Here is a 12,658-nt window from a genome sequence, read left to right on the forward strand (position 1 = left end):
GGTGGATGATGCGACGCTCCGTAACGCGGGCCTGCTTGGCAGGATTGGTGCTGGCCTCGACGGGCGCCCTTGCCGCGCAGGAAGCCGGATCGCCCCCGCCGCCCCCGCCGCCCCCGAACGAGATCGAGGTGCGCGCCGACCGCCGGGTCGAGACCGAGGAACTGCGCGAAACGGCCCGCACCGTCGGCACGCCGCTGCGCTTCCAGGAGGTTGTGCCGCGCTTTCACGATGCCGTCTGTCCCAAGGTCGTCGGGGTCGACGCCAAGATTGCCCGGCTGATCGAGGCCCGCATCAGCGCCGTGGCCGACTATGTCGAACTGCCCAAGCCCAAGGAAAACTGCTCGCCCAACGCCATCGTCCTGATCCTCGAACAGCCGCCCGAGATGTTCGAGAAGGTGATGAACAAGCGCTTCGGCCTGCTCGGCCCGCGCGATATCCGCGACCAGACCCTCAACACGATCCGCGCCGATCTGAAGGCGGGCAAGCCGGTGGTCGCCTGGAACCAGATCACGGTGCGCAACAATGACGGCCCGACCGTGCTCGACGGCAGCGCGATTCCCGTGGCGGGCAACGGGTTCGGGGAAGGCCTGCCGGTTATCCAGACCCCCTTCGCCTCGCGCCTGCGCTCGAACATCTTCCGCGCCAAGGACGTATCGGTGGTGGTGCTCGACATGAAGCAGCTGGTCGATGTCGAAGCCATCCAGCTGGCCGATTTCGCTTCGCTCTACCTGCTCGGCTGGCCGCGCCGGAACATCGATTACGATGCGATGGCAACGTCCTCGCTGCTGACCCTGTTCCGCGACGGGCCGAAGCAGTCGCCGGCCGAAATGACCGATTTCGACCGCGCCTATCTGAAAGGCATCTATTCGCTGCGCCGCAACGAGTGGTCGAACCGCCTCAACCGCTCGATCCTCGCAGCCTACGAAGCGCAATGCTCGGAAGAGGGTGTCCCCTGCCCGCCAGACCCCGAGCCTGCGGACAAGTGAGCCTCTGACGGGCGCCGCAACTGACGCACCGCTTCGCACTTGCACAATTCCTCCCCCAGCCCGCTTGCAGGAACCGGAATCAATTGCTAGGCGCGCGCCAACCTTGCGGGGCGCCCTTGTGCGTGCCCCACCATCAGGGCCCAAGCATACTTCCTTTGAAGCTTCGCAAGAGGATTGCACGCGCGTGGATATTTCCGCCGGTATCAAGGCTAGCCTGGCTGGACGCTATGCCTCGGCCCTGTTCGATCTGGCTGCCGAGAATGGCAAGGTGACCGCGGTCGAGAAGGATCTCGAGACGCTGGGCGCTGCCCTGCGCGATTCGGCCGATCTCGCCGCGCTGACCACCAACCCCGAGCTTGCCCGCGACGTGCAGGGCAAGGCGATGGCGGCGGTGGCCAAGAAGCTGAAGCTTTCGCCGCTGACCACCAATTTCCTCGGCGTGCTCGCCGCCAACCGTCGTCTGGGCAAGCTGCCTGCGATCGTCAGCGCCTTCAAGGCGATTGCCGCCGCCCAGCGCGGTGAAGTCACCGCGACCGTCACCAGCGCCCACCCGCTGAGCGACGACCAACTCGCCGCCCTCAAGACCAAGCTGACCGCGCGCGAAGGCCGCACCGTCATGCTCACCGCCGCGGTCGACCCCGACCTCCTCGGCGGCCTCGTCGTCACCATCGGATCGCAGCGCATCGATGCCTCGATCCGCACCCGTCTCAACTCGCTCGCCAAGGCCATGCAGGCTTAAAGGACAGATCAATGGAAATCCGCGCCGCAGAAATCTCGAAGGTCATCAAGGACCAGATCGCCAATTTCGGCACCGAGGCCGAAGTCAGCGAAACCGGCACCGTGCTGTCGGTGGGTGACGGGATCGCCCGCATCCACGGCCTCGACAAGGTGCAGGCCGGCGAGATGGTGGAATTCTCGAACGGGGTGCAGGGCATGGCCCTCAACCTCGAAGCCGATAACGTCGGCGTCGTGATCTTTGGCTCGGACAGCGAGATCAAGGAAGGCGATATCGTCAAGCGCACCGGCACCATCGTCGACGTGCCGGTCGGCAAGGGCCTGCTCGGCCGCGTGGTCGACGCGCTCGGCAACCCGATCGACGGCAAGGGCCCGATCGTCGCTGAAAAGCGCAGCCGCGTCGAAGTGAAGGCGCCGGGGATCATCCCGCGCGAATCCGTTTCCGAACCCGTCCAGACCGGCCTCAAGGCGATCGACGCGCTCGTCCCCGTGGGCCGCGGCCAGCGCGAGCTGATCATCGGTGACCGCCAGACCGGCAAGACCGCCGTCGCGATCGACACCTTCATCAACCAGAAGGAAGCCAACCAGGGCGACGACGAGAGCAAGAAGCTTTACTGCGTCTATGTCGCGGTCGGCCAGAAGCGTTCGACCGTCGCGCAGATCGTCAAGCAGCTCGAAGAAAACGGCGCGATGGAGTATTCCATCGTCGTCGCCGCGACCGCTTCGGAGCCCGCTCCGCTCCAGTACCTCGCTCCCTACACCGGCTGCGCGATGGGCGAGTTCTTCCGCGACAACGGCATGCACGCCGTGATCGTCTATGACGACCTTTCGAAGCAGGCCGTCGCCTATCGCCAGATGTCGCTGCTGCTGCGCCGCCCGCCGGGCCGCGAAGCCTACCCCGGCGACGTGTTCTACCTCCACAGCCGCCTGCTTGAGCGCGCGGCGAAGATGAACGAGGAAAACGGCCACGGCTCGCTGACCGCGCTGCCGATCATCGAAACGCAGGCAGGCGACGTGTCGGCCTATATTCCGACCAACGTTATCTCGATCACCGACGGCCAGATCTTCCTCGAAACCGGCCTGTTCTATCAGGGCATCCGTCCGGCAATCAACGTCGGTCTCTCCGTGAGCCGCGTCGGCGGTGCCGCGCAGACCAAGGCGATGAAGAAGGTTTCGGGCTCGATGAAGCTCGACCTCGCGCAGTACCGTGAAATGGCGGCCTTCGCGCAGTTCGGCTCGGACCTCGACGCCGCGACGCAGAAGCTGCTCAACCGCGGCGCGCGCCTGACCGAGCTGCTGAAGCAGAAGCAGTTCTCGCCGATGCCGTTCGAAGAGCAGACCGTGTCGATCTATGCCGGCACCAACGGCTTCCTCGACGGGATCCCGGTGAACCGCGTGAACGAGTACGAAGCGCAGATGCTCGACTACATGCGCCGCGAACACGCCTCGGTGCTGACCGAGATCCGCACCTCGAAGAAGTTCGAAGGCGAAGTCGCGGACAAGACCAAGGCCGCGCTTGAAGCCTTCGGCAAGCAGTTCGCGTAAGGACGCCCTGACGTGCCATCGCTCAAGGAACTCAAGGGCCGGATCAACTCGGTCAAGTCGACCCAGAAGATCACCAAGGCCAAGCAGATGGTCGCGGCGGCCAAGCTGCGCCGTGCCCAGGCTGCGGCCGAGGCCGGGCGGCCCTATGCCACGCGGCTTTCCGCTGTGATGGCCAGCCTCGCGAGCAAGGTCTCGGGCTCTGCCGCGCCCAAGCTGCTGGCGGGCACCGGGAGCGATCAGCGCAACCTCCTCGTGGTGGTCAACACCGACAAAGGACTGTGCGGCGGTCTCAACTCGAACCTCGTCAAGGCCGCCAAGGCCAAGGCGCGCGAATTGCTGGCAGAGGGCAAGCAGGTCGAATTCTACCTCGTCGGCAAGAAGGGCCGCGCGCCGCTCAAGCGCGACTTCCCCTCGCTGATCGGCGGCGGGTTTGACACCAGCACGGTCAAGACCCCGGGCTTCACCGAGGCCGAGGCTATCGCCAACGAGCTGATCGCGCTGTTCGACGCGGGCAAGTTCGATGTCGCGCACCTGATCTACCCGACCTTCAAGTCGGCGCTGGCGCAGGACCCGACCGTCACCCAGCTGATCCCCGTCCCCGCCCCCGCCGAAGCCCCCGTGGCCGACGCCGTGGTGCAGTATGAGCCGGGCGAGGAAGAAATCCTCGAGGAACTGCTGCCGCGCTACGTGCGTACCCAGCTGTTCGGCGCGCTGCTCGAGCGCGAGGCCTCGGAACAGGGCGCCTCGATGACCGCGATGGACAACGCCACGCGCAACGCGGGCGAGCTGATCCAGAAGCTGACCATCCAGTACAACCGCAGCCGCCAGGCCGCGATCACCACCGAACTGATCGAAATTATCGCCGGCGCCGAAGCGCTGTAATCGAAAGCCAAGGAAACAATCATGGCCACCGCCGCTCTCAACCAGACCACCAACGGCACGATTTCGCAGGTCATCGGCGCCGTCGTCGACGTGCAGTTCCCCGGTGAACTGCCCGCGATCCTGACCGCGCTCGAAACCAAGAACGGCGACAAGACGCTGGTGCTCGAAGTCGCCCAGCACCTTGGCGAGAACACCGTGCGCACCATCGCGATGGACGCGACCGAGGGCCTGACCCGCGGCAGCGAAGTCGTGAACACCGGCGCGCAGATCTCGGTGCCGGTCGGCCCCAAGGTGCTCGGCCGCATCATGAACGTCGTCGGCGAAGCGATCGACGAGCGCGGCCCGATCGGCGCGGAATCGACCGCCCCCATCCACGCCGAGGCCCCGGCCTTCATCGACCAGTCGACCGAAGCCGCGATCCTTGTCACCGGCATCAAGGTGATCGACCTCCTCGCGCCTTACGCCAAGGGCGGCAAGATCGGCCTGTTCGGCGGCGCGGGCGTCGGCAAGACCGTGCTGATCCAGGAACTCATCAACAACATCGCCAAGGGCCACGGCGGCGTGTCGGTGTTCGCCGGCGTGGGTGAGCGCACCCGCGAGGGCAACGACCTCTACCACGAATTCCTCGACGCGGGCGTCATCGCCAAGGACGCGGAAGGCAATGCGACCTCGGAAGGCTCCAAGGTGGCGCTGGTGTTCGGCCAGATGAACGAGCCCCCGGGCGCCCGCGCGCGCGTCGCCCTCTCGGGTCTGACCATGGCGGAGTACTTCCGCGACGTCGAAGGCCAGGACGTGCTGTTCTTCGTCGACAACATCTTCCGCTTCACGCAAGCCGGTTCGGAAGTGTCGGCGCTGCTCGGCCGCATTCCCTCGGCGGTGGGCTACCAGCCGACCCTCGCGACCGACATGGGCAAGCTGCAGGAGCGCATCACCTCGACCACCAAGGGCTCGATCACCTCGGTGCAGGCGATCTACGTGCCCGCGGACGACTTGACCGACCCGGCGCCTGCGACCTCCTTCGCGCACCTTGACGCGACCACCACCCTGTCGCGCGCGATCTCGGAGCTCGGCATCTACCCCGCGGTCGACCCGCTCGACTCGACCTCGCGCGTGCTCGAACCGCGCGTCGTCGGCCAGGAGCACTACGACACCGCCCGCCGCGTCCAGGAAGTGCTGCAGAAGTACAAGAGCCTGCAGGACATCATCGCGATCCTCGGGATGGACGAGCTGTCGGAAGAGGACAAGCTGACCGTCGCCCGTGCGCGCAAGATCCAGAAGTTCCTTTCGCAGCCCTTCCACGTCGCGGAAGTCTTCACCAACATCCCGGGCGTCTTCGTGCAGCTCGAAGATACCGTGAAGAGCTTCAAGGCGGTGGTCGACGGCGAATACGACCACCTGCCCGAAAGCGCCTTCTACATGGTCGGCGGGATCGATCAGGCGGTCGAGAAGGCCAAGAAGCTGGCCGAAGAGGCGTAATCCGCTTCCCCCTCCCGCCTGCGGGAGGGGAGCGAGACTTGGCCCGGACCTGTTCCGGGCCTAGTCGCAGCGGGGTGGGCCTCCGCCGGCCCATTCCCACCCCCAGCCCCTCCCGCAAGCGGGAGGGGGGTTAGGAAGAGACAATGCCCCTCCACTTCGAACTCGTCACCCCTGCCAAGCTTGTCCGCTCGGAAGAGGTCTACATGGTGGTCGTCCCCGGCACCGAGGGCGAATTCGGCGTGCTCGAGGGCCACGCGCCCTTCATGAGCACGATCCGCGACGGCGCGGTGCAGGTCTTCGCCAAGGAAGGCGCGGCCCCCGAGATCATCCAGGTGCGCGGCGGCTTTGCCGAAGTGGGCGAGAAGGGCCTGACGGTCCTCGCCGAACACGTCGAAGCGTAAGCGGGAGGCGTGACCGGGCTGCGGCTCGACCGCGCGGCGCTCGATAGCGACCCTGCCCTGCGCAAGGGCTTGGTGGCGCTGAACAACCGCAGCGCGGTCGAAACCTCCTTACTGGAGCCGGAGCGGTTCGAACATATGGTGGCAGGCGCCTTCGCGGCGCTCCACGTGCCGGACGTCAGGGCGCTCCTCATCACCTTCGACCAGAGCGCCGATTACGACAGCCCCAACTTCCTGTGGTTCCGGGACCGCTTCGCGCGGTTCGTCTATATCGACCGGATCGTGGTCGACGAGGCAGCGCGCGGCCTCGGGCTGGCGCGCAAGCTCTATGAGCAGCTGTTCGATCTCGCCCACGCGGCGGGGCATGATCTGATCGCCTGCGAGGTCAATTCGCAGCCGCCCAACCCGGGTTCCGACGCCTTCCACGCAGCGATGGGCTTCGCCGAGGCCGGCTCGGCAAGCCCCGCGCCCGGCAAGACCGTGCGCTACCTCACCCGCACGCTCGGCTGACCGCCGACGGAAATTGCCGCGACCCTCGCGGAAAATTAACCATGTCCGTGGCAAGGCGGCGGTCATGTTCATGTCTTCGGATATCCGCCCTGCCGCTGCCCCTTCGCTGCTGGCGCGCAGCGACCTCGGAATCGTGCTGGCGCTCGCGCTGCTCACCTTTTTCGTGCGCGGCGCTTGGATCGGCGATCCCAATGCGGATGTGGACGAGCAGCTCTATTCGCTGATCGGCAACCAGATGCTCCACGGCGCGGTGCCCTTCGTCGACCTGTGGGACCGCAAGCCCTGGGGGCTGTTCGCGCTGTTCGCCGCCTTCCACGCCGTCGGGGGCCCGAGCTCCGCAGCCTATCAGGTCGCGGGCGTATTGTTCACGCTGGTGGGCGCGGTGATGATCTTCCACCTCGCCCGCGCGCAGGCCGACCGGATGACAGCCGCCGCGGGGGCCGCGCTCTACGTGGTGCTGTGCACGATCAACGACGCGCATTCGGGCAATTCGGAGGTGTTCTTCATCCCGCTGATGATCGCGATGGCGGTGCTGGTGCGCGAGACCGAGCATCCGCGCGCCGTGGGCCGTGCGCTTGTCGCCATGTTGCTCGGCGGCATCGCGCTCCAGATCAAATACACCGTGATCCCGCTGTGCCTGTTCTTCGGCCTCTGGGCGCTGTGGGGCCAGTGGCAGCGGGGCATGAAGCTGTGGCAGCTGACGGCGCTTGCGGCGGTATTCGGCGTGCTCGGCGTGCTGCCGACCGCGCTCGTCAGCGCGGGCTATTGGGCGGCGGGGCATTGGGACGAATATGTGTTCGCCAATTTCGTCTCCTTCTTCGACCGCCTGCCCGCGAGTACCGGCCGAGTCCACCCGCTGATGCTCGCCTATCTCGGCCTGCAATTGTCGCTGAGCTGGCTCGGCATCCGCGCCGCGCGGCGCATCTGGCCCGAGGGGCTGCCGCGCCACTACGTCTTCGTCATCCTGTGGCTGGTCGCGGCGGTGGCGACCGCCTACCTCCCCGCCACGGTCTACCGCCACTACCTCGCCGCGCTGATCCCGGCGACCGCGCTGCTCGCTCTCCCGCTGTTCCACCGCGAGCCCAGCGAGAAGATCAACCGCGCCGCGCTGCTGCCGGTCGCGGTGTTCCTGCTGATCGTGCCCTACCAGTACTGGGTGAGCCACGAGAACCGGTCGGCGACCTTCCGGCTGGCCGAGGCGATCGCCCCGCACCTCGACGCAAAGGCGGGCCAGTGCCTGCTGGTCTTCGACGGGCCGACCTCGCTCTACGGTCTCACCGACAGCTGCCTGCCGACCAAGCTGATCTACCCCGATCACCTCAACAACGCGCTCGAGATGAATGCTCTGGAGATGCGGCAGGAGGACGAGGTGCGGCGCATTCTTGCGACCCGCCCGCCGGTGATTGTCACCGCCGACCTGCCGCTGACCCCGCAGAATTTCGCGGCCAAGGACCAGATCGATGCGGCGATAGCGCGCGACTATCGCCTGCTGGCGAAGGAAGAGCTGCACCATCGCTACATCTTCGCTTGGGAGCGCAAGCAACCCTGACCACGCGCGCGCTTGCATGCGCGCCAACTCCCTGCAATTCTGGTGCTTCGCGCGGCCGCCAAAAGCGCCGCCGCAGCATCCGTTACAGGGAGAGACCCACTTGAAACTCGCTTCATCGCTGGCCATGGCACTTGCCATGAGCACATCGACCATTGCCCTTGCCGATGACGGCATCCCCGGGCCCGAGCAGGATCCCTACATCTTCCTCGAGGAGGCGCGCAGCCCCGAGGCGCTGGACTGGGTCGCCAAGGAAAACGCCCGCACGCTGGCCGCCTTCGAGGCCGATCCGCGCTATGCGCAGCTGAAGGCCGAAGCGCTGGCGATCTTCGACAGCACCGACCGCATCCCCTTCGTGTCTTTCCGCCCCGATGGCCTCTACAATTTCTGGCAGGACAAGGCGAACCCCAAGGGCGTGCTGCGCCGCACGACGCTCGAAAGCTACCGCACCGACAAGCCGGAGTGGGAGATCATCCTCGATGTCGATGCGCTCGCCAAGGCCGAGGGCAAGGAGTGGGTCTATCAGGGCTCGACCTGCCTGCCGCCCGCACTCAATCGCTGCATGATCGCGCTGTCCGACGGCGGCGAGGACGCCACGATCCTGCGCGAGTTCGACACCAAGACCAAGCAGTTCGTCGAAGGCGGCTTCGTGCTGGCCGAGAAGAGCCAGGGCGGGGTCGAATGGGTTGACGAGAACACGCTGCTGGTGGGCCGCAACTTCGGCGAAGGCACGCTCACCGAGAGCAACTACCCCTTCACCACCCGCGAATGGAAGCGCGGCACGCGGATCGAGGACGCGCCCGAGATCTTCCGCGGCGATGCCAAGGACGTCTCCTCGGGCGCGGCGCTGCTGCGCGACAACAAGGACGTGATCCACGCCCGCATCGCCTATCGCGGGATCAGCTTCCACGAGCGGCTGTGGTATGTCTGGAAAGACGGCCAGTGGCTCCAGCTCGACATTCCCACCAAGGCCAATCCGGTCGGTATCGTCGACGGCCACATGCTGTTCTCGCCCGATGTCGACTGGACGGTGGACGGCCAGACCTTCCCCGCCGACAGCCTCGTCGCGGCTGATCTCGAGGAGTGGAAGAAGAACCCCAACGGCGCGAAGAAGGCGCTGGTGTGGGCCCCGGGCTACCGCCAGACCAAGCAGGGCAGCACCGTCACTGCGGGCGGGCTCTACGTCGCGCTGCTCGACAATGTCGTGGGCAAGGTGCTGAAGTTCAACTTCACGGGCGGCAAGTGGGCGAGCTCGCAGATCGATCTGCCCGACAATGCGACGATCGGCATCGCCGCATCCTCGGACGATACCGACGAGATCATGTACACGGTGAGCGGCTTCCTCGAGCCGACGACGCTCTACTACACCGACGGCAAGACCGCGCCTGTGGTGCTCAAGACCTCGCCGTCCTATTTCGACCCCGCAGGCGCGACGGTCGAGCAATATGAGGCAACGAGCAAGGACGGGACCAAGATCCCCTACTTCATCGTCAAGCCCAAGGGGATGAAGGCCGACGGCTCGACCGCTACCCTCCTGACCGGCTACGGCGGCTTCCAGGTGCCGCGCCTGCCGGCCTATCTCGGCTCCACGGGCAAGCTGTGGGTCGAGAAGGGCGGCGCCTATGTGCTCGCCAACCTGCGCGGCGGCGGGGAGTTCGGGCCGCAGTGGCACCAGACCGCGATCCGCGAGAACAAGCAGCGCACCTGGGACGATTTCATCGCAGTGGGCGAGGATCTGGTGGCGCGCGGCTTCACCAGCCCGCAGCACCTCGGCATCCAGGGCGGCTCGCAGGGCGGCCTGCTGGTCGGCACCGCCTTCACCCAGCGCCCCGACCTGTTCGGCGCGGCGATCGTGCAGATCCCGCTGTTCGACATGCTGCGCTATCACGTGATCGGGCGCGGGGCCTCGTGGATCGGCGAATATGGTGATCCGCGCATCCCCGAACAGCGCGCCTGGATCGAGGGCTATTCGCCCTATCAGAAGATCGTCGCGGGCGTCGAGTACCCCGAGCCCTTCCTCTGGGCCTCCACCGCCGACGACCGCACCCACCCGGCGCATGCGCGCAAGGGGGCGGCCAAGCTGAAGGCGCTGGGCCAGCCCTATTACTACTTCGAGGACACCACCGGAGGCCACTCGGGCGGGGTCGACAACGACCAGCGCGCCAAGCTCCAGGCGCTCCAGTTCATCTACCTGATGAAGCGCCTGATGGACGAGCGGCCGGCCAAGTAGGCGCCGGTTCGAAGCCGAAAGAGGGGCGGCTCCACCCGGGTGGAGTCGCCCTTTTCGCGTTAACGCCGGAAGGCAACTTGGCTGCCTGTAAAGAGGCCCGACACCGCGCACTCGGTTCGTCCTGCGCAGGGCACGGAGCGTTGCATCAACGCTCTGGTAACCATCTCCGGCAAGGTCTGGTTAGGGCTCCGCGTCAACACTCAAGCCATCGGGGGCGATGACTTAGCGACGAGGAGCATCACCGATGGCCTATGACCGGAATATCTCGATCGCCGATGCGATCAAGAGCTACAACCAGCTGCCCAAGCACCACCGTGTCCACTGGTCCAAGGCCAGAAAGGACGAGGTCGTGCGGGCCGTGCGCGAGCGCGCGATCAGCTTCCACGAGGCGCGCGAGCGCTATCTGCTGAGCCGCGCCGAGTTCGACCAGTGGGAGGCGGATTACCTCGCCACCGGCGGCGAAGAGGCGCGCAGGCAGGACGCCTAATTCGCGGCGACCGGGATCAGAACCTCGTTGCGGCGCAGCGGGCCGGGGATCATCGGGGCGTCGTAGAAGGCGAACTCGGCCTCGCCCGCGGGCATCAGCCGCGCCTCGCGCATCCATTCGCGCAGGCGCGCCTCCATCAGGGCGAGATCGCGGCCGGAGGCGTTGCCCGAGAAGCGCACCGCCGCCATCCGCCGCGCAGGGGTCTGCTTGAGAGTGATGTCGTCGGGCGCGGGCGGGAGGGTGTCGAGGGTATATTTCGACGGCATGACGAAGCGCATCCGCCACTGGCCGGGCCGGGGCTCGTCCTGCAACACCGGCGCGGTCATGGCGATCTTCTCGCCGCCCTCGGGCCGGTCGTTCGCGAAGATATAGGCGGCTAGGCGGCGGAAGCTCGCCCCGCTGGCGCTTTCGCGGGTGCCGGCATTGCTGACCTCGGCGACCACCAGCGCGGGGTAGTCGCGCAGCTCGAAGTCCTCGTCTGCGCGGACCAGCGTGTAGTCGGGCTGCTCGGTCTGACGATACTGGGCATAGGCGGCCGCCGCGCCCACGGCGGCCAGGCCGGCGCCTGCGGCGATCCAGCGGGCGGTTTTCATCGGCAGTCTCCTTCGCGAGGGTTCTGCCCTATCTACGTTACAGAGCGCTTCAACGTTCCGGCGTTCGTCGAACTAGCGCGTCGGCGCGTCGAAATCGGCGGGTTTGTTGGCAATCCAGGAGACGAATTTGGCGATCGCGGGGTTCTCGCGGATCTTCTCGGCATCCTCGCCGATGCGCGCGAGTTCGTTGTTGGTGAAGTTGGCGTGGATCGTCTTGTGGCAGATCGGGTGGATCGGCACCTTGACCTTGCCCTTCTTGGCCTTGGGGACCGGGTGATGCCACTGGACGATGTCGCCCAGCGGACGCTTGCACAGCCAGCAGGTGAGGTCCTCGCCCTCAGCCACAGATCAGCTCGAAGCCATCGCGCTTCAAGAGATCGGCGAAGCTGGCATCCCTGATCGCGGCGGCAACCAGCTCGCTGGCGGGGCGCAGGATCGAGAAATGCGAGCAGCCCTCGACCACATGGAAGCGCGCCTTGGGGTTGCCGTTGGCCTTGGTGAAGGCGGCAATCTCGCCCGCATTGCCCTGGCGGCCCTCAATCACCAGCGTCGGAGCGGTGATCGAACTCAGCCAGTTGATCGGCGCGCGTAGGCGCTGGCCCGCCGCATCCTTCGCCGCGACCGGCTGCACGCCCCACAGGCCTTCGCCGTAGAACTGCGGATCGGTCACGGGGCCGAAAGCGACGACGCCCGCCCATTCCGAGGCATATTCCGAGGCCAGCAGCGCCATCGTCCCGCCGCTGCTGTGTCCGCCGAGATAGACCTTGTCGGGGTCGACGAAAGGCTGCGCCTTGAGCCAGCGCGTCGCGGCGACCAGATCGTCGAGCTCGCCGAAATAGCTTTCGATCTGGCCGGGATTGCCGTTCAGGCCGCGAACCGCCGGATAGAACACCACCATCCCCGCCTCGCGGAAGGCGGCGGCGGACTGGTCATTGGCGCGCGGCTGGGGCGACCAGAAATCGCCGATCGCCGTATTGCCGCCGCTGATCCAGAGAATCGCCGGGCGCCGTTCCTCGGTCTCGGGCACACCGGCGAGATAAGCGGCCATGGGGCCAAGCGGGCCCGGATAGCTGACGAGCTTCATCCAGCTGACGGGCGGGGTTTCCGGCTTGTCCCGCTGGCGCGCCTTGGTGCCGAGATTGGGCGTCTTGCCCGCCCGCGCCTCGGCGAGGGTCTGGGGCGGTGTCGCCGTTTGCGCTGCCGCCACGCCGAGCAATCCGGCCGCCGCCGCCAGCGCGAGCAGCGTCTTTCCGAAACCTGCCATTATCCC

Annotated in this window: 13 protein-coding genes; 10 read left to right on the top strand and 3 right to left on the bottom strand. The window is 66.6% G+C overall.

Features of this window, described 5'->3' with window-relative positions; all coding sequences use genetic code 11:
• Positions 1-35: 35 nt before the first annotated feature.
• The 10 genes from PFX90_RS13455 (at position 36) to PFX90_RS13500 (ending at position 10,795) form a co-directional block, all read left to right on the top strand.
• Positions 36-986, top strand: a complete 951-nt coding sequence (locus PFX90_RS13455; protein ID WP_285713053.1) for a hypothetical protein — start codon at positions 36-38, stop codon at positions 984-986.
• Between the two features lie 184 nt (positions 987-1,170).
• The gene (locus PFX90_RS13460) at positions 1,171-1,725 is read left to right on the top strand and encodes a F0F1 ATP synthase subunit delta (protein ID WP_285713054.1); all 555 of its coding nucleotides are present in this window, start codon (positions 1,171-1,173) and stop codon (positions 1,723-1,725) included.
• Between the two features lie 11 nt (positions 1,726-1,736).
• Positions 1,737-3,266, top strand: a complete 1,530-nt coding sequence (gene atpA, locus PFX90_RS13465) for a F0F1 ATP synthase subunit alpha (protein WP_285713056.1) — start codon at positions 1,737-1,739, stop codon at positions 3,264-3,266.
• A 12-nt stretch (positions 3,267-3,278) separates the two neighbouring features.
• Complete coding sequence (locus PFX90_RS13470) at positions 3,279-4,148, top strand: F0F1 ATP synthase subunit gamma (protein ID WP_285713057.1); 870 nt, start codon at positions 3,279-3,281, stop codon at positions 4,146-4,148.
• 21 nt (positions 4,149-4,169) lie between these two features.
• Entirely contained in the window at positions 4,170-5,624 is a 1,455-nt protein-coding gene (gene atpD / locus PFX90_RS13475) for a F0F1 ATP synthase subunit beta (RefSeq protein WP_285713059.1), read from the top strand.
• 143 nt (positions 5,625-5,767) lie between these two features.
• Complete coding sequence (locus PFX90_RS13480) at positions 5,768-6,025, top strand: ATP synthase F1 subunit epsilon (RefSeq protein ID WP_285713061.1); 258 nt, start codon at positions 5,768-5,770, stop codon at positions 6,023-6,025.
• A 9-nt stretch (positions 6,026-6,034) separates the two neighbouring features.
• Positions 6,035-6,532: a GNAT family N-acetyltransferase gene (locus tag PFX90_RS13485; protein WP_285713062.1), complete on the top strand. Its 498-nt coding sequence runs from the start codon at positions 6,035-6,037 to the stop codon at positions 6,530-6,532.
• 64 nt (positions 6,533-6,596) lie between these two features.
• Positions 6,597-8,081, top strand: coding sequence for an ArnT family glycosyltransferase (locus PFX90_RS13490; RefSeq protein WP_285713063.1), 1,485 nt, complete (start codon positions 6,597-6,599; stop codon positions 8,079-8,081).
• Positions 8,082-8,217: 136 nt separating this feature from the next.
• On the top strand, positions 8,218-10,308 hold the full coding sequence (locus PFX90_RS13495) for a prolyl oligopeptidase family serine peptidase (protein WP_285713064.1): 2,091 nt from the start codon (positions 8,218-8,220) through the stop codon (positions 10,306-10,308).
• 244 nt (positions 10,309-10,552) lie between these two features.
• Positions 10,553-10,795, top strand: coding sequence for a DUF1153 domain-containing protein (locus PFX90_RS13500; protein WP_285713065.1), 243 nt, complete (start codon positions 10,553-10,555; stop codon positions 10,793-10,795).
• Here the strand turns inward: PFX90_RS13500 and PFX90_RS13505 are convergent.
• From PFX90_RS13505 to PFX90_RS13515, 3 genes are all read right to left on the bottom strand, one after another.
• Positions 10,792-11,388 (bottom strand): SOUL family heme-binding protein, encoded by a 597-nt coding sequence (locus PFX90_RS13505; RefSeq protein WP_285713066.1) that lies wholly within the window; start codon positions 11,386-11,388, stop codon positions 10,792-10,794. The two genes, PFX90_RS13500 and PFX90_RS13505, sit on opposite strands and share 4 nt — an antisense overlap.
• Positions 11,389-11,460: 72 nt before the next feature.
• Positions 11,461-11,733, bottom strand: a complete 273-nt coding sequence (locus PFX90_RS13510; RefSeq protein ID WP_285713067.1) for an HNH endonuclease — start codon at positions 11,731-11,733, stop codon at positions 11,461-11,463.
• Positions 11,726-12,652, bottom strand: coding sequence for an alpha/beta hydrolase family protein (locus PFX90_RS13515; protein ID WP_285713068.1), 927 nt, complete (start codon positions 12,650-12,652; stop codon positions 11,726-11,728). Before PFX90_RS13515 ends, PFX90_RS13510 begins: the two co-directional genes overlap by 8 nt.
• Positions 12,653-12,658: the final 6 nt, after the last annotated feature.

The organism is Erythrobacter oryzae (assembly GCF_030271515.1).
Taxonomy (GTDB): domain Bacteria; phylum Pseudomonadota; class Alphaproteobacteria; order Sphingomonadales; family Sphingomonadaceae; genus Erythrobacter; species Erythrobacter oryzae.